This is a genomic window from Ramlibacter monticola (assembly GCF_016722785.1).
GTDB classification, from domain to species: Bacteria; Pseudomonadota; Gammaproteobacteria; order Burkholderiales; family Burkholderiaceae_C; genus Ramlibacter; species Ramlibacter monticola.
In genome coordinates this window covers 90,514-105,721 of the sequence record NZ_JAEQNE010000002.1, presented here as the reverse complement: position 1 = coordinate 105,721, position 15,208 = coordinate 90,514, and the positions used below count along the sequence as shown (strand labels likewise).

The following is a 15,208-nucleotide window of genomic DNA, read 5'->3' as shown; positions in this document are numbered from 1 at the left end:
CCCGGCAGGGCCCCGATCCTGGCGGCCTTACCCTATTGCGACAGGACCCACTGTGCCAGGTTCTTCAGCTGGGCGGCATCCTTGGTGTTGACGGCCTTGTGGTCCTCCTCGCTGCCGTCGTCCAGCTTCACCTTCGGGCTCTTGGTCATGAAGTCGACCAGCTTCGCCTCGGCATCGGCCTTGCCCTTGTACTTGGCCGCCACCTTCTGGTAGGCCGGGCCCTTCTTGGCCTTGTCGACGGAGTGGCACTTCGTGCAGCCGTTGTCCTTCGCCAGCTTGAGCGCCGCGTCGGCGTCCACCGCCGCCGTCGCGGGCAGCGACAGGGCAAACAGCGCCGCCGCGGCGGCCAGGCAGGTTCTCGCTTTCATCTTTCCCTCCTCGTTGAAATCAGCTTGCCGGTTGCTCTTCCTCGACGTCCTCGTAGCCCGTCACCATCGCCTTGATGTGCGCGGTGGGCGTGTGGCCCAGCGTCGCCAGGTAGGGATGGAAGAACAGGTAGAAGACGAAGAAGATGAAGATCAGGACGTGCACCGTCGAGACCACGCGCAGCCCGCCCATCATCTCGACGAAGGCCGAGAAGCGCTTGATGTCCCACATCAGGATGCCGGTCGCGAACTGCAGCGGCAGCAGGAACAGCATCAGGATCTGGTACAGCGTGCGCTGCAGCGGGTTGAACTTGTGGTACGGGTCGATGCGGTGCGGGTTGTGCTCGCCGCGGAACATGCCCCAGCCGTAGTACTTCGCCTGCTCGAAGGAGGCCTGCGCGAGCTTCACGATGTTGAACTCGGGGTGGTAGGCCTTGTTGCGTTCGGAGAACAGGTAGAACAGCAGCCAGACGAAGAAGTTGGCGATCAGCGCGAAGCCGACCCAGTTGTGCAGCTGCACCGCCGTGCCGAAGGCCATGTAGTCGAACAGGTCCAGGTAGCGGATCTGCACGCCCGTGGCCACCAGCAGCAGGAACAGGACGGCATTGGCCCAGTGCCAGATGCGCACCGGCAGGGGATGGACATAGACCTTGCTCATGGTGTTCTCCTCAATCCGAGTCCGAAGTGCGTTGGTCGGCCGCCTTGCGCCGGCGGGCGCTGATCACCTTCATCGCCAGGTGCGCGCCGGGCAGCAGCACGCCGCCGGCCAAAGCCATGACGAGCAGCGCGTCGAGCAGCTTGATGCGGGTGCCGCCGATCGCGTAGAAGCCGGCCACGGAACCGATGGACTCGACGGAGTTCAGGATGCCCTGGCTGGCGCCCTGGCGCAGCGGCCGGCCGTCCGCGCCGATCATGCTGACCGTGACGCTCTGGAAGGCGGCGGCGCCCTTCCTGTGGCAGGTGGCGCAGTCCTTCAGCGCCTTGCCCTTGGCGGCCAGCGAGTGCGCCTCGACGCCGGTCTGCACCTCGAGGCGCCCCCGCACGAAGGTGCGGCTGTCGTCGCCGTTGCCGCGGCTCAGGTCCTGAAGCAGGCTCCAGAGGGCCCGGCCGTCCAGGCCGCCCTTGCCGGACGCGCTGCTGGTGAACTGCACGAACTGCGGCACGCCCACCTTCTCGGCGGCCTTCTCGCCCCGGGCTTCGTGGATGCGCAGGTCCACCCGGCGCGTCGCGTTCGGCGCGTGGCAGGCGGCGCAGGACACGGCCTCCAGGTGCCGGCCCGCGTTGGGCAGCCAGCTGGCGTGCGTGGCGGCCGTTTCCTTGTGGCACGACAGGCACTGGCCGCGCAGGTGGTCGCCGACCGTGGCCGCCTTCACGTCGTGCGTGCGGTGGCAGTCCTTGCATTCGAGGTTCTCGCCGTCCGTGCCGTGCACGCTGGCGGTGAAGGCCTGCGTCACCTTCTCGTGGCACTGGCGGCACAGCGCGTCGTCCGCCGCGTTGGCCTCCTTGGTCGACTTCGTGGCGTGCGGGTTGTGGCAGTCGGCGCACAGCGGCGCCTTGGCGCTGCCGGTCTTGACGAGCGCCCAGTGCACGCTGTCGTCGTACTTCTTCATGGTCTTCTGGTGGCAGTCGCGGCAGGTCTCCATCGACTCCACGGCGTGGCTGCGCTTGCTGGCCAGCTTCTGCTCGTTGCCGGGCTTGCCGTGCGTGGCCGTGTCGATCTGCGAGTGGCAGCCCTCGCAGCCTTCCCGCGCGTGGCGGGACTCGGCGAACGGCTGCGGCGCGATGTACAGCGGCAGGGTTTCGCCGTTGGCGAGGGTCTTGCGCAGGCCCGGCTTCGCATGGCATTCGAGGCAGGCCTGGTCTTCCCTGGAGAGCGTGGCGTCCTTCGGGTCGGCAGCGAGCGCCGGCCCCGACACCAGCGTGAGGGCCAGTGCCAGGGCCGTCGCCCAGGAGGCTGCGAGCCGCGATCGTTGACTGCTTGTCATTTCTTTTCTCCCGCTTCGTGCCTTGGGGGTCGCGTGCCTGCCGAACTTAGCTGGCCCGTTCGACCGCTGCCTTGATCCCGAACCAGGTCAGGGCGGCCAGTCCGGCGAAAGGCATCACCAGGATCCAGGCGAGACCGAGGAAGGGCGCCGCCACGATGCCGATCGCGACCTTGGCCGCGCCCGCCATGCCGCGGTTCGGCGTTTCGGCGGCCGCCGGAGCCATCGCTTCGGGCACGACCGCTTCGACCACCGGCTCTTTCATCGCGGGCGCCGCCGCTTGTTCCGCCGCCCTGCCCCTGGCCTCGCGCATTCCCTTGATCGCCGTCCAGGCCAGCATGCCGAGCCCGACGAAGGGCAGCAGCACCGCGTACAGCAGGCCGATGAAGGGCGCTGCCAGGAACAGGACCATGTTCTTCAGCAGCGTGAGCACGCCGCCGCGCGGTGCTTCTTCGGCGGCAGGCGCCTCGGCGGTCATGGGGGCCGCGGCCACGGCCGGTACCTCGAGGACGGGCGCCGACACGCCTTGCACCACGGTGCGCACCGCCATGGCGGCGCTGTCCTCGATCACCTCGGGCGACAGCGGCTTTTGCAGGAAGGCGCTCACGCCGGCGGCGCGCGCCCTCGCCTCGCTGGCGGGCGATCCGTAGCCGGTGACGATCACCACCGGGGTCCAGGGCTGGGCGGCGCGGACCCGCTCCGCCACCTGCAGGCCGTCCATGCCGGGCATGCGCAGGTCGGTGAAGACGGCATCGAACTTTTCGGCCTGCAGCTTCGCCAGCGCGTCGTTGCCGTTTTCGGCCGACACGACGATGTAGCCCTTGCCGGACAGAACGCGGTTGAAGCTCGCTCCCACCACGGGGTCGTCGTCGACGACGAGAAGTTTGCGCAGTGCTGTCATGATGTTTCCCTCAATGAATCGGGTTAGACGGAAACCCGGCCGCTTCAGGACCACTCTTTTCCTGATCCGATGGGGCCGTGCGCGCGCTGTCGTCGTGCAGGGCCCAGAGCTTGTGCAGCATCGCTGCGTTGGCGGCGGCGATCACCTGCGCCGGCCCCACGGGCTTGGTCAGGTAGTCGTACGCGCCGAGCGTGACCGCTTCTTTCGCCGAGGCGAGGGTGGGATAGCCGGTGATGATGATCACCTCGCTGTCCGGCCAGCGCGCCTTCAGGTTCCGCAGCACTTCCAGTCCGTCCATGCCGGGCATGCGCAGGTCCAGCAGCACGAGGTCGAAGGGCTCTTCGTCCATCGCCTGCTTCACTTGCGCCCAGGTCCACACCGCCTCCACCTGGCAGTCGGCACTGGCCAGGATGCGCATGTAGCTGAGGCGGACGACTTCTTCGTCGTCGACGATCAGGATCCTTGCGGCGGGTTTCATGGTGTCGGTTGGTGTTGTTTTGCTTGACTGGGGTTGAGCATCAGCCGTGCCAAGCCGAGCAGGTGCCGCGTTTCTCCTTTGGCGGCACGCACTTGCGCGATTTCGTCGGCCCCAGCGACGGCGCGGGCGGCGGCGCGAAGTACATGCGCGATATGCACCCCGGCCCGTTGCGGCAATCGAAACCCAATGGAATCAAGGGTCTGGTGCGGGCAGGGGGTGCAGCATTGCTTCATGCACCCGGCCTCCTCGGGACTGACCCTGATGCCGCCGCAAGCCTTGAGCCACGTCAAAGTAGCAAATGGCACCGCGCTGTTTACTGCGGCGAGCAGCGAAAAGAACGAGAGCTGGAGACAAAGTCAAACGCGCCCGCACCGCGGGCACGCCGCGCCCTGCTGCGGGCCGGCGTCGCATCAACACGTCCACATGGAGAGTCAGCCATGGACCGCACCGCGCATTGCCCGAAATGCCAGGCCCCCGGGGCCGAAGGCGCCGAGCCCCCGGATCTCTGCTGCGCGGACGCGCCCACCCACTGGAAGTGCGAGGAGTGCGGCAAGCTCAGCGAAGGCTTCGCCTTCCCCTATGGCCGCTGCCCACAGTGCGGGGGCCGGCTGACCCTGCGCCACGACACGCGGGCCGTCTTCAGCGCCGACCGGGCGGCGGTGAATGCGGTCCGGATGGCATTCGAGATCGAGCTCGGCGGCCGCGCCTTCTACCAGCGCGCCGCGGCCGATTGCGGCGACGAGGAACTGCGCGCGCTGTTCTCGCGTTTCGCGGTCATGGAGGGCGAGCACATGGAGACGCTGCGGCGCCGCTACCACGTCGACGTGCCGGAGCCCTCGCCCGCGTTCCGGCTCGAGGTGGCCGGCATCTTCGCGCACGTCGACCACCGGCCGGACGATCCGGACAACCTGTTCCGCATCGCCATCGCGCTGGAGGACCGCGCCGCCGCCTTCTTCCGCACGCGCGCGGCGACGGTGCCCTCGGGCTCGGGCGAGCAGCGCCTCTACCTCGAACTCGGCGCCGAGGAGCGCGAGCACGCGGACCTCCTGTGCGCGGAATACAAGCGCTGGCTGGCCCGCCAGCCGGACCGCCGCGAAGGCCAGGCCGCCGCCGCGGCGCCGGCGGAGGCTGCGCGGATCAACGGCGCGGCCCTGCTGCTGGCGCAGGCCGACGGGGCGCAAGTGGCGCTGGTCTGCGGCGAGCAGCAGCTCACGTACGCGCAGCTGCGCGATCGCGTGGCCCGCGCGGCGGGCGCCTGGAAGGCGCGGGGATTGCGCCCCGGCGACCGCGTGGCCATCAAGCTGCCGGACGGCATCGACTGGGTCGTGGCCTTCCTCGGCACCCTCTGGGCCGGCGGCGTGGCGGTGGCCGTCAACCCGCAGATCCCGGCGCCCGAATGGAGCTACATCCTCGACGAGGCGGGCTTCAGCATCATCCTGGCGGAACACGCCGACGACACGCCGGCGCCCTGGACCAGCCGCGTGATCCTGCTGGAGCCGGGCCGGCGCGAGGTGGCGGCCGCCGAGCCGCTGGCGCCGGAACTCGTCGACGACGACACGCCGGCCTTCTGGTGCCACTCTTCCGGCACCTCGGGCAAGCCGAAGGCGGTGGTGCACAGTCACCGCTTCGCGCGCGAGATCGAGCGCGTGACGCGCGAACGCCTGGGCATCGTGGCGGGCGACCGCCTGTTCGCGACCTCGCGCCTGTTCTTCTCCTATCCGCAGACCAACAGCCTGTTCGCCGGCCTGAAGATCGGCGCGACGGTGATCCTCGATCCGCAATGGCCGACGGCCGCGTCGGCGGCGGCTTCGGTCGAACGCTACACGCCCAGCGTGTTCTTCAGCGTGCCCTCGCTGTACCGCAACCTGCTGCACGCGGGGCTCGCGCCGGCGCTGGTGGCGGCGGGCGTGCGCAAGTGCGTGTCGGCCGGCGAGACGCTGCCGGCCAGCCTGCGCGAGGCCTGGCGGCAGGCCACCGGCATCGACATGATCGACGGCTACGGCGCCTCCGAAACGCTGGTGCTGGTGCTGACGGCCATGGCCGGCGACGACGGCCTGCAACCCTCGCCCGGCGTGGAGGTGCACCCGCTCGATCCGGAAGCGGCGGCCGCCGGCCTGCCCACGCGACTGGGCTTTCGCGTGTCCACCGTGGCGCGCGGCTACCTCGATCGCCCCGCGGCGCAGGCGCAGGCCTTCCGGGGCGACGCCTTCTGCCCCGCGGACCTGTTCGTGCACACGCAGGGCGGCGGCTGGCGCTTCGCCGGCCGCGAGGACTCGCTGGTGAAGATCCGCGGCCGCTGGGTCAACCTGGTGGAGCTGGAGGACAAGCTGGGCGCCGGCACGCCGGGCCTGCTGGAGGCGGCGACGGTGTGCGTGCCCGACGAGGACGGCGTCGATTCCGTCGTGCTGTTCTACGCCGCCAGGCCGGGCGAGCACGCGCAGGTCGAGAAGGTGCTGCAGGAGCGCGCCGCGGCCCTGCGGCCGCACGAGCGGCCGCGGTCCTTCCACGAGCTGCCCGCGCTGCCGCGCACGCCGACCGGCAAGCTGCTGCGGCGCAAGCTGGCGGACGCGTTCCGCAACGGCGTGGCGGCCGCCTAGGGCGCGCCGCCCTCCACCTTCAGGATCGCGAGCCTCGCCCCCGGCGGCAGCGCCGCCTGCAGCGCAAGCACCGCCGCCGGCGCCGGCTGCTGCTTCGGGTCGAGCACGAAGGACAGCGCCGCCGGCTCGGCGGAGACGCGCACGCTGCGCGCGTCCACGCCGCGCACCCGCGCGGCCGCCTGGCGCGCCCGCTGCACGTCGCGCAGGCCCGTCACTTCGCAATAGACCACCACCCGGCCCCGGGCCAGCGCCTCCTGCACCGAGCGATGGTCATAGGTCGCCGCGACCTTGTCCTCGGCGCACACGCCGCAGGCGTGCGCCGGCACCGCCGCCGCGAGCAGCAGGGCGAGCGCGGCCGCCTTCATCGGCTCGGCCCCGAGGCCGGCGCGCTGGCCGCAGCGGCCGGCGCCACGGCCGTCTTCGCCGGCTGCACGTTCGCATCCGCCCACTTGAAGTACGCGAGGTAGCCCTTGACCTCGTCGTCGCTGAGGCCCTGGTTCGGCATGGGGACCTTCCAGCGGTCCAGCATGGCCTTGGCCGTCGGGTCGGTCTGCAGCATCTGCTCCGGCGACTTGAGCCAGCGCGCGAGCCAGGCCGCGTCGTGCCGCTTCGTCACGCCCAGCAGGTCGGGCCCCAGCTTGTCGCCGCCGCCCAGCGAGTGGCAGGCCAGGCACTTGGACTGGAAGGCGAGCTGCGCCTTCTGCGCGACCGGCTCCGTCGGCACCAGCTGCGTGGCCGGGATGTTGTGGTGCTCGGGGTCGCCGCCCGGCGGCTGCGCGCCGGCCGCGATCAGGCCGATCGCGCCCTGCGAGGCGTTGGCGAAGTGGTGGTCGACCATCACGTAGCTGCCCGCCTCGGGCACCATGAATTCCACGATCGCGCTGTTGGAGGACCCGAGCAGCACGGTCTGCGCGCCGCGCCACTGGTTGTCCGGATTGCCCTCGAACCACACCCGGTCGAAGATGGTGCCCACCACGTGGAAGCTGGAGGTGTTGGACGGCCCCACGTTCAGCACGAACAGGCGCACCCGCTCGCCGGGGTTGGAGGGCAGCGGCTGTTCGACCATCCCGTTGTAGCGGCCGTTGAACACGGTGTAGGTGGGCGCCTTGGTGCGCACGCGCTCGCCGTCCAGCACGTACAGCGGCACGCCGTCGACCTTGCGCTTGCCGGGGTCGGGCCTGGTATAGAACTCGCTCTGGATGATGGCGTACTCGCGGTCCACCTTGGTGGGGTAGCCGCCGCGCGGCTCCACGATCATCATCCCGTACATGCCCGAGGCGATGTGTTCGAGCACCATGGGCGTACCGCAGTGGTACATGTACACGCCCGGGTAGTTCAGGGTGAACTCGAAGGAGATCGTCTGCCCGGGCGCAATGGACTTGTACTTGTCCTGCGGCGACACCATCGCCGAATGGAAGTCCATCGAGTGCATCATCGGCGCCGCCGTCACGTTGACGCCCGGCATCGCCTCGTCGGAGCGGTTGGTCATGGTGAACCTGATGCGGTCGCCCACGCGGGCACGGACCGTCGGCCCCGGCACCGTGTCGCCGAAGGTCCAGGCGCTGAACTTCACCCCGGGGGCGATGTCGATGACCTTGTGCGTGGTGTCGAGCCGCACTTCCTTCACCGGCGAGGGATCGAGCGGCTTGAGCGCGGCGCCCATGTTGAGGGACGCGCCCAGCGCGAACGAGCCGGTGTGGCGCTCGGCCGAGACCGCGGACGGCACCGGCTTCAGGTCCATCCTCGCGATGTCGTAGCCGTCGGCAGGGCCCTGCGAGGTGCCGGCGGCCGGCGCGGAGGCCGGCGCCGAGGCGGGCGCGGAGGCCGGCGTCGCCGCCGGCCGCTCGGGGATCTTCTCGCTGCACGCGGGCAGCAAGGCGAGGCAGGCGCCCAGCAGCGCCCCGGAAGAGAGCCTGGCAAAGACCGTTCGGTGCATGTTCTCGCCCTCGTGATGCGGGTGCGGGCGAGTCTAGCGAGGAGCGGCGCGCCCGTGGGGCGAACGCGCCGCGGGGCCGGTCAGAAGAAGCCGAGCGCCTTCGGGCTGTAGCTCACGAGCAGGTTCTTGGTCTGCTGGTAGTGCTCCAGCATCACCTTGTGGGTCTCGCGCCCGATGCCCGACTCCTTGTAGCCGCCGAAGGCCGCGTGGGCCGGGTAGGCGTGGTAGCAGTTGGTCCAGACGCGGCCGGCCTGGATCGCGCGGCCGAGGCGATAGGCGCGGCTGCCGTCGCGGGTCCACACGCCGGCGCCGAGGCCGTAGGCGGTGTCGTTGGCGATCTGCAGCGCCTCGGCCTCGTCCTTGAAGGTCGTCACGGCCAGCACGGGCCCGAAGATTTCCTCCTGGAAGATGCGCATCTTGTTGTGGCCCTTGAACACGGTCGGCTGGATGTAGTAACCCTCGACCAGCTCGCCGGGCAGGCGCGCGCGGTCCCCGCCGATCAGCACCTCGGCGCCCTCCTCGCGGCCCAGCTTCAGGTAGGCCTGGATCTTGTCCATCTGCTGCAGCGAGGCCTGCGCGCCCATCATGGTCTCCGTGTCGAGCGGGCTGCCCTGCTTGATCGCGGCCACGCGCTTGATCGCGCGTTCCATGAAGCGGTCGTACACGGAGGCCTGGACCAGCGCGCGCGACGGGCAGGTGCAGACCTCGCCCTGGTTGAACGCGAACAGCACCAGGCCCTCGATCGCCTTGTCGAAGAATTCGTCGTCGGCGGCCGCAACGTCGTCGAAGAAGATGTTCGGCGACTTTCCACCCAGTTCCAGCGTCGCCGGGATCAGGTTGGCGGCCGCAGCCTGCGCGATCGCCTTGCCGGTGGCGGTGGAGCCGGTGAAAGCCAGCTTGGCGATCCGCTTGCTGGTGGCCAGCGGCGTACCCGCCTCCTTGCCGTAGCCGTTGACCACGTTGATCACGCCGGCCGGCAGCAGGTCGCCGATCAGCTCCATCAGCACCAGGATCGAGATCGGCGTCGATTCGGCCGGCTTCAGCACCACGCAGTTGCCCGCCGCCAGCGCCGGGGCGAGCTTCCACGCGGCCATGAGGATCGGGAAGTTCCACGGGATGATCTGGCCGACCACGCCCAGCGGCTCGTGGAAGTGGTAGGCCACGGTGTCGTGGTCGATCTGGGACAGGCTGCCCTCCTGCGAACGCAGGCAGCCGGCGAAGTAGCGGAAGTGGTCGGACGACAGCGGGATGTCGGCGGCCAGGGTCTCCCGGATCGGCTTGCCGTTGTCGACCGTCTCGGCGTACGCCAGCTTCTCCAGGTTGGCGTCGATGCGGTCGGCGATCTTCAGCAGCAGGCCCGCCCGCTCGGCGGCCGGCATGCGGCCCCAGGCCGGCGCGGCGGCATGGGCGGCGTCGAGGGCCTTCTCGACGTCCTCGGCCGTGGAACGCGCGGCCTGCGTGTAGGGCTGGCCGTTGATGGGCGTGAGCACGTCGAAGTACTGGCCCCGCACGGGCGCGACGAACTTGCCGCCGATGAAGTTGTCGTAGCGGCTCTTGAAGGCGACGGGGGCGCCGGCGGCACCAGGCTTGGCATAGATCACGTTTGTCTCCGGTAGGTGGAAGGAAGAAGCGCCCTTGTGCGCCTCCGTCCCCCGGATTGCAGGCGGCGTGCCACCGCGGGCTTTCGGCGCCGGGTCGCCGCAAGCCTGCAGAAAGGCGCCTGCCTTAGGGTGGCCAGCGTGCCGGGACGGTGCAGTCGCCACCCCCCGCTGTGTCAGAAGTGAACAGGCCGAGCCGGATTCCGGGTTGAACCGGGTTCACGGCCCTTCCAGAATGCGTGGAGGAGACAAAGCCATGCGGATGCACGAGATCGCCCAGAGGCCCGCGCGCAGCGGCCTGCGCCGGGCCAGGCGCCAGTTGCTCGACGGCGGCGAGCTGCCGCGCGAGCTGGTCGGCCCCGAGCTGGCGCGCTCCTGGCTGCGCAGCTGGCAGGCCGGCCTGCAGCCGGCCGGCCGCATGCCCGGTGCGCCCCATGCCTCGGGCGCCCAGCTGGCCCGCGCGCTGGAGCAGCAGCGCGAGCTGGTCGCGCATGCGTGGCCCGTCATGGAGTTCCTGGCCGAACAGACCGAGGGCACCGACAGCATGGTGATCCTGGCCGGGGCCGACGGCGTGGTGCTGCAGGCGCTGGGCGACCTGCAGTTCGTGAGCCGCGCCGAGCGCGTCGCGCTGCGCCCGGGCGCCACCTGGTCCGAGCAGTACCGCGGCACCAACGCGATCGGCACGGCGCTGGCGGAGCGCCAGGCGATCGTGGTGCACTCGGAGGAACACTATCTCGAACGCAACGCGTTCCTGACCTGCGCGGCGGCGCCGATCCTCGCGCCGGGCGGCCAGCTGCTCGGCGTGCTGGACGTCTCCGGCGACCACCGCGGCTACCACCCGCACACCATCGGCCTGGTCCGCTCGGCCGCCCGCATGATCGAGCACCGGCTGTTCGAGACGCGGCACGACGTGCGCCACTGGCACGGCGTGGTGCTGCGCCTGCACGCGCAGGCGGAAGGCATCGGCACGCTCACCGAGGGCCTGCTGGCGGTGCGCGAGGACGGCGGCCTGGCCGGCGCCAACCGCGCCGCCCTGCGCATGCTGGGCCTGGAGTGGCCGCAGCTCGCACGCTGCCGCATCGAGGACGTCCTGGCCGAGCCGCTGCAACTGCTGATGGACTGGTTCCGGCGCTCGCCCTCCGTGCCGCGCATCGTGCACGGCCACGGCGGTGCCGCGCTGTGGGCGCGGGTGGAGGCGGCACGGCCGGCGCTGGCGGCGCGCCCGAGCGCGCCGGTGGAGGAAGCCGCACCGGTCGACGCACTGGCGGCGCTGGACACCGGCGACCTCGCGATGCACGCCACGCTGCAGCGGGCGCGCAAGCTCGCCCCCAGCGCCATCCCTTTGCTCGTTCAGGGCGAATCCGGGGCCGGCAAGGAGGTGCTGGCGCGCGCCATGCACGGCTGCGGGCCCCGCCGCGGGCAGGCCTTCGTCGCGGTGAACTGCGCCGCCCTGCCCGAGGCGCTGATCGAGGCGGAGCTGTTCGGCTACGAGCGCGGCGCCTTCACCGGCGCGGCGCGCGAAGGGGCGACCGGGCGCATCCGCGAGGCGCACGGCGGCACGCTGTTCCTCGACGAGATCGGCGACATGCCCCTGGCGATGCAGACGCGCCTGCTGCGCGTGCTGCAGGACCGGCAGGTGACGCCGCTGGGAGGTGGCAAGCCGGTGGCCGTGGACTTCTGGCTGATCTGCGCCACCCACCGCGACCTGCGTGCGCAGATCGAGGCGGGCCGCTTCCGCGAGGACCTGTTCTACCGACTCAACGGCTTTACCCTGAAGGTGCCGGCGCTGCGGGCGCGCAGCGACCTGGAGGCGCTGCTCGCGCAGCAGTTGCGTGCGCTGGTGCCTGGCCGCGAGCTGGAGGTCGAGGCGACCCTGCTCGCCGCCTTGCGCGCCTATGCCTGGCCCGGCAACCTGCGCCAGCTCGCGAGCGTGCTGCGCACCGCCTGCGCCCTGCTCGATGCGCACGAAGGCGTGATCGGCTGGCAGCACCTGTGCGAGGACTTCGCGGAGCAGTTGCGCCCCCCCAGCGTGACCGCCGGGGCGACGGCGCCGGAACCCGAGGACCTGCGCAGCATTTCGCGGGGCGCGATCCGGCGCGCGCTGGCGGAGTCCGGCGGCAACGTCTCGGAAGCGGCGCGGCGGCTGGGGATCAGCCGCAACACCTTGTACAGGCGGCAGGGCGACTGAGCCTGAACCGCGGCGGCACCTGGCCGCGCGCGTCCGCAATTGGCGGAAAAGAACAGGCCGCTCCCCGAGCGGCCTGTTCCTTCATGCGATGGATCGCTCGCGCCTCGATCCTGTCCCTCAGCCCAGTTGCCGCTGCACGATGGCGTTCAGCGCGGGGTTGGTGGTGGTCGCGGTGCAGGACGGGGCCGGCGCGCCCGGGACCACGGTGCCCAGCACGCTGACCGTCACGCCGCAGACCGCGGCGGCCACGGCAATCGGCGCCTGCACCGTCACCGGGATGCGGTTCACGTCGACGCTGAGGTTGCGGGCGATGTCGTTCGCCACGTTGTTGATGCTGACGTTGACGAGCCCGGCGCCACCTTGCGCGAACGCACCCGTGCCCAGCATGGCGCTCAGGCCGACCACAGCTGCGATGTATCTGACTTTCATTTCATTCCTCCTGAAGGTTTACGCGACGGGACATTCCGCGTCGTGTGATGCGAAGATACGGGCGCGCCTTCGAGTCGCACGAGGGGCCGCGGCGCTATTACCGACGTTTACCCTGGGGAGCATGTACCCTCGCAAAATTCCGCGGGTACATCCTCAGCGGCGCACTCGCGAAGATCGCGTGTAACGCGCATGCAGGGCGATGGGCCGACCCGCAGGAGCGCGTGTGAGCCTCGCGTGCCCGGCGCGTCAGGCGCTCGCCGACAAGCGTAGGCGCACGTGCAGCGTGTGGTCCGCGTTCCGCTGCAATTCGAAACACTGCGCGCGAGCGCGGCCAGCCCTGTCCTGCAGCAGGCACTGCCGAACACCTGTGCCGTGCCGCGGCTTGGAGCGAACAGCGGTGTCGAAGTGGCGGACCAACGTGCAAGAAGTGTGTGGGAGCGTTGAACGCGGTCGGGGGTAGGCTCCGCCGCAAGCCATCATTGCTCCAGATCAAGACGCGCACCGGCGTGCTGCCCAGAATCCGCGGAGGTTCCGTCCCGCAGCCCCAGACATGCCCGTCCTCGTCGTTTCGCCCTCCACGCAGCAGCTGGCCGCCAGGCTGCTCCAGCGCGCGGCCGAACTGCGGGCCCTCCTGCAGCAGCATGCGGGCGCGGCCGTCGGCGCCTCCGACAACCCGCCCGACGTGTTGGACTTCAAGGACGTCGCCGCCGAAGACCGGCAGGCCATCATCGACGAGGCCACCCTCGCCCACGCCACCGCCGAACTGCACCAGATCGTGGCGGCCCTGCGCCGCGTGGAGGACGGCAGCTACGGCGAATGCCAGGACTGCGGCGAACCGATCGACGAACGCCGCCTGTTCGCGATGCCGGCCACGCCGTTCTGCACGGCGTGCCAGGCGATCCACGAGCGGCCGCCGATGCCGCGCCGCTGAAGCGGGAGCCCCGTCTCCTACTCCTGGAAGACGTGGGTGCCGGGCGCCGGCACCACCTTGCCGCCGAAGCGCACGTCGCGCACGGCGCGCGCCGGCACGCTGCCGCTGTCGTGCCGGTGCAGCCACTCGTGCCAGCAGGTCCACCAGGAGCCGCGTTCCTGGCGCGCGGTGGCGAACCAGGCCAGCGGGTCGGCCGCCACCTCGTCGACCGGATGGTCGGCCCAGCGATAGCTCGCCTTTTCGTGCGCCGCGGGCCCGGAGGGCGGGTTCACCACGCCGACGTTGTGGCCGCCGGAGGTCAGCACGAAACGCGCCGGCGCATGCGCCAGGCGCAGCACCTTGAACACCGAGGGCCAGGGCGACACGTGGTCGCGCTCGGTCGCCAGCACGAACAGCGGCACGCGGATCGCGCGCAGGCTGACCGGCTGGCCGCGGAAGCGGTACTCGCCGTCGGCGAGCTGGTTGTCCATGTAGAGCCGGCGCAGGTACTCGCCGTGCATGCGCGCCGGCAGGCGCGTGGCGTCGGCGTTCCAGGCGCGCAGGGCAGTCATGGGAGTGTGCGCGCCCATCAGGTACTCGTGCAGCAGCTTGGACCAGACCAGGTCCTTGGAGTTGATCAACTGGAACGCGCCGGCCATGCGCCGGCCATCCAGGTAGCCCCACTCCGCCATCAGGTCTTCCAGGAAGGCGACCTGGCTTTCGTCCATGAAGAGGCCCAGCTCGCCGGGCTCCTGGAAGTCCACCTGGCCCGCGATGAGGGTCACCGTCCGGAGCGCGTGGTCCTTGCGGGCGCCCAGGACCGCCGCGCCCATGGCCAGCAGGGTGCCTCCGAGGCAGTAGCCGGCCGCGTGGACCTGCGTGCCCGGGCACAGGCGCTGCACCGCCGCCACGGCGTCCAGCACGCCGCATTCGAGGTAGTCGTCCAGGCCCAGTTCGCGGTCGGCCGCGCCGGGGTTGCGCCAGGACACGATGAACACGGTATGCCCCTGGTCGACGAGGTACTTGACCAGCGAGTCGTCCGGCGTGAGGTCGAGGATGTAGTACTTCATGATCCACGACGGCACGATCAGCACCGGCTCCTTGCCCACCTTGGGCGTGCTCGGCGCGTACTGGATCAGCTCCACCAGGGCGTTGCGATGCACCACCTTGCCCGGCGTGAGCGCCACGGCCTTGCCGGGACGGAATTCCTCGACATGGCGCGGCCGGCCGTCGGCCGCCACGGCCAGCGCGTCGCGCCACCAGTTGGCGAAGCCGTCGACGAAGTTGAAGCCCCCCTTGCGCACCGTCTCGCCCAGCACCTGCGGATTGAGCACCGGCGAATTGGAGGGCGACAGCATGTCCAGCCACTGGCGCACGATGAAGGCGGCGAGCTCCTCGTGGTGGCGCGACACGCCGCGCACGTCGGTGGTGGCCTCGCCCCACCATTGCTGGGCAAGCAGGAAGCCCTGGGCCAGGGCGTTGTAGGGCGGCAATTGCCAGGCGGCATGGCTGAAGCGCTTGTCGTCCGGCGGAGGGTCTATGCAGTGCGAGGCGTCCGGCTTCCAGCCGCAGCTCGCCGCGTACTGGAGCCAGGAGAACGACTTGCGCCAGGCGCTCATCGCCAGCGCGGACTGCTTGGACGGCAGCACCGCCAGGTGCGTCAGCCAGTCCACCTGCGCCATCGCCACCGAGGCCGGCGAGATGCCGCTGGCGAGCCGCACCAGCGCGGTCTTGAGGGGCTGATCCAGTGGATCGGGATGGGGGGTATAGGTGCCGTTGAGGGGTGCCGCCATGGTGGGATCGTCCGGCTTCGTCGAAACACCG

The 15,208-nt window shown here is 70.6% G+C and carries 14 protein-coding genes; 3 read left to right on the top strand and 11 right to left on the bottom strand.

The window, feature by feature from the left end:
- Positions 1–32: 32 nt before the first annotated feature.
- From JJ685_RS08515 to JJ685_RS08490, 6 genes are read right to left on the bottom strand one after another with little or no spacing between them, the layout of a single operon-like run.
- A complete protein-coding gene (locus JJ685_RS08515; RefSeq protein WP_201673829.1) occupies positions 33–368 on the bottom strand; it encodes a c-type cytochrome in 336 nt (111 codons plus the stop codon).
- Between the two features lie 19 nt (positions 369–387).
- Positions 388–1,023: a cytochrome b/b6 domain-containing protein gene (locus tag JJ685_RS08510; RefSeq protein WP_201673828.1), complete on the bottom strand. Its 636-nt coding sequence runs from the start codon at positions 1,021–1,023 to the stop codon at positions 388–390.
- Between the two features lie 10 nt (positions 1,024–1,033).
- Complete coding sequence (locus tag JJ685_RS08505) at positions 1,034–2,350, bottom strand: cytochrome c3 family protein (protein ID WP_201673827.1); 1,317 nt, start codon at positions 2,348–2,350, stop codon at positions 1,034–1,036.
- Positions 2,351–2,396: 46 nt separating this feature from the next.
- The gene (locus tag JJ685_RS08500; RefSeq protein ID WP_201673826.1) at positions 2,397–3,248 is read right to left on the bottom strand and encodes a response regulator; all 852 of its coding nucleotides are present in this window, start codon (positions 3,246–3,248) and stop codon (positions 2,397–2,399) included.
- A 10-nt stretch (positions 3,249–3,258) separates the two neighbouring features.
- Positions 3,259–3,726 (bottom strand): response regulator, encoded by a 468-nt coding sequence (locus JJ685_RS08495; protein ID WP_201673825.1) that lies wholly within the window; start codon positions 3,724–3,726, stop codon positions 3,259–3,261.
- Positions 3,723–3,959, bottom strand: a complete 237-nt coding sequence (locus JJ685_RS08490; RefSeq protein WP_201673824.1) for a hypothetical protein — start codon at positions 3,957–3,959, stop codon at positions 3,723–3,725. Before JJ685_RS08490 ends, JJ685_RS08495 begins: the two co-directional genes overlap by 4 nt.
- Before the next feature lie 204 nt (positions 3,960–4,163).
- Here JJ685_RS08490 and JJ685_RS08485 point away from each other — a divergent pair, with 204 nt between their 5' ends.
- A complete protein-coding gene (locus JJ685_RS08485; RefSeq protein ID WP_201673823.1) occupies positions 4,164–6,323 on the top strand; it encodes an AMP-binding protein in 2,160 nt (719 codons plus the stop codon).
- Here JJ685_RS08485 and JJ685_RS08480 read toward each other — a convergent pair.
- From JJ685_RS08480 to exaC, 3 genes are all read right to left on the bottom strand, one after another.
- A complete protein-coding gene (locus JJ685_RS08480) occupies positions 6,320–6,688 on the bottom strand; it encodes a hypothetical protein (protein WP_201673822.1) in 369 nt (122 codons plus the stop codon). The genes JJ685_RS08485 and JJ685_RS08480 overlap by 4 nt on opposite strands.
- On the bottom strand, positions 6,685–8,259 hold the full coding sequence (locus JJ685_RS08475; protein WP_201673821.1) for a multicopper oxidase domain-containing protein: 1,575 nt from the start codon (positions 8,257–8,259) through the stop codon (positions 6,685–6,687). Before JJ685_RS08475 ends, JJ685_RS08480 begins: the two co-directional genes overlap by 4 nt.
- Before the next feature lie 80 nt (positions 8,260–8,339).
- Positions 8,340–9,860 carry an acetaldehyde dehydrogenase ExaC gene (gene exaC, locus JJ685_RS08470; protein WP_201673820.1) on the bottom strand — a complete coding sequence of 507 codons (1,521 nt, stop codon included), beginning with the start codon at positions 9,858–9,860 and terminating at the stop codon, positions 8,340–8,342.
- Positions 9,861–10,113: 253 nt separating this feature from the next.
- Between exaC and JJ685_RS08465 the strand changes: the two genes are divergently transcribed.
- Entirely contained in the window at positions 10,114–12,045 is a 1,932-nt protein-coding gene (locus tag JJ685_RS08465) for a sigma-54-dependent Fis family transcriptional regulator (RefSeq protein WP_236598847.1), read from the top strand.
- A gap of 117 nt (positions 12,046–12,162) precedes the next feature.
- Here the strand turns inward: JJ685_RS08465 and JJ685_RS08460 are convergent, their stop codons facing one another.
- Positions 12,163–12,474 (bottom strand): hypothetical protein, encoded by a 312-nt coding sequence (locus JJ685_RS08460; protein WP_201673819.1) that lies wholly within the window; start codon positions 12,472–12,474, stop codon positions 12,163–12,165.
- A gap of 550 nt (positions 12,475–13,024) precedes the next feature.
- Between JJ685_RS08460 and JJ685_RS08455 the strand changes: the two genes are divergently transcribed.
- Entirely contained in the window at positions 13,025–13,405 is a 381-nt protein-coding gene (locus JJ685_RS08455; protein ID WP_201673818.1) for a TraR/DksA family transcriptional regulator, read from the top strand.
- A 17-nt stretch (positions 13,406–13,422) separates the two neighbouring features.
- Here the strand turns inward: JJ685_RS08455 and JJ685_RS08450 are convergent, their stop codons facing one another.
- Positions 13,423–15,177 carry a PHA/PHB synthase family protein gene (locus tag JJ685_RS08450; RefSeq protein ID WP_201673817.1) on the bottom strand — a complete coding sequence of 585 codons (1,755 nt, stop codon included), beginning with the start codon at positions 15,175–15,177 and terminating at the stop codon, positions 13,423–13,425.
- Positions 15,178–15,208: the final 31 nt, after the last annotated feature.

What these genes read in the sequence shown, in the direction of transcription:
- JJ685_RS08515 (WP_201673829.1), bottom strand. Translation starts at nt 368, where the DNA reads ATGAAAGCGAGAACCTGCCTGGCCGCCGCGGCGGCGCTGTTTGCCCTG.
- JJ685_RS08510 (WP_201673828.1), bottom strand. Translation starts at nt 1,023, where the DNA reads ATGAGCAAGGTCTATGTCCATCCCCTGCCGGTGCGCATCTGGCACTGG.
- JJ685_RS08505 (WP_201673827.1), bottom strand. Translation starts at nt 2,350, where the DNA reads ATGACAAGCAGTCAACGATCGCGGCTCGCAGCCTCCTGGGCGACGGCC.
- JJ685_RS08500 (WP_201673826.1), bottom strand. Translation starts at nt 3,248, where the DNA reads ATGACAGCACTGCGCAAACTTCTCGTCGTCGACGACGACCCCGTGGTG.
- JJ685_RS08495 (WP_201673825.1), bottom strand. Translation starts at nt 3,726, where the DNA reads ATGAAACCCGCCGCAAGGATCCTGATCGTCGACGACGAAGAAGTCGTC.
- JJ685_RS08490 (WP_201673824.1), bottom strand. Translation starts at nt 3,959, where the DNA reads ATGAAGCAATGCTGCACCCCCTGCCCGCACCAGACCCTTGATTCCATT.
- JJ685_RS08485 (WP_201673823.1), top strand. Translation starts at nt 4,164, where the DNA reads ATGGACCGCACCGCGCATTGCCCGAAATGCCAGGCCCCCGGGGCCGAA.
- JJ685_RS08480 (WP_201673822.1), bottom strand. Translation starts at nt 6,688, where the DNA reads ATGAAGGCGGCCGCGCTCGCCCTGCTGCTCGCGGCGGCGGTGCCGGCG.
- JJ685_RS08475 (WP_201673821.1), bottom strand. Translation starts at nt 8,259, where the DNA reads ATGCACCGAACGGTCTTTGCCAGGCTCTCTTCCGGGGCGCTGCTGGGC.
- JJ685_RS08465 (WP_236598847.1), top strand. Translation starts at nt 10,114, where the DNA reads ATGCGGATGCACGAGATCGCCCAGAGGCCCGCGCGCAGCGGCCTGCGC.
- JJ685_RS08460 (WP_201673819.1), bottom strand. Translation starts at nt 12,474, where the DNA reads ATGAAAGTCAGATACATCGCAGCTGTGGTCGGCCTGAGCGCCATGCTG.
- JJ685_RS08455 (WP_201673818.1), top strand. Translation starts at nt 13,025, where the DNA reads ATGCCCGTCCTCGTCGTTTCGCCCTCCACGCAGCAGCTGGCCGCCAGG.
- JJ685_RS08450 (WP_201673817.1), bottom strand. Translation starts at nt 15,177, where the DNA reads ATGGCGGCACCCCTCAACGGCACCTATACCCCCCATCCCGATCCACTG.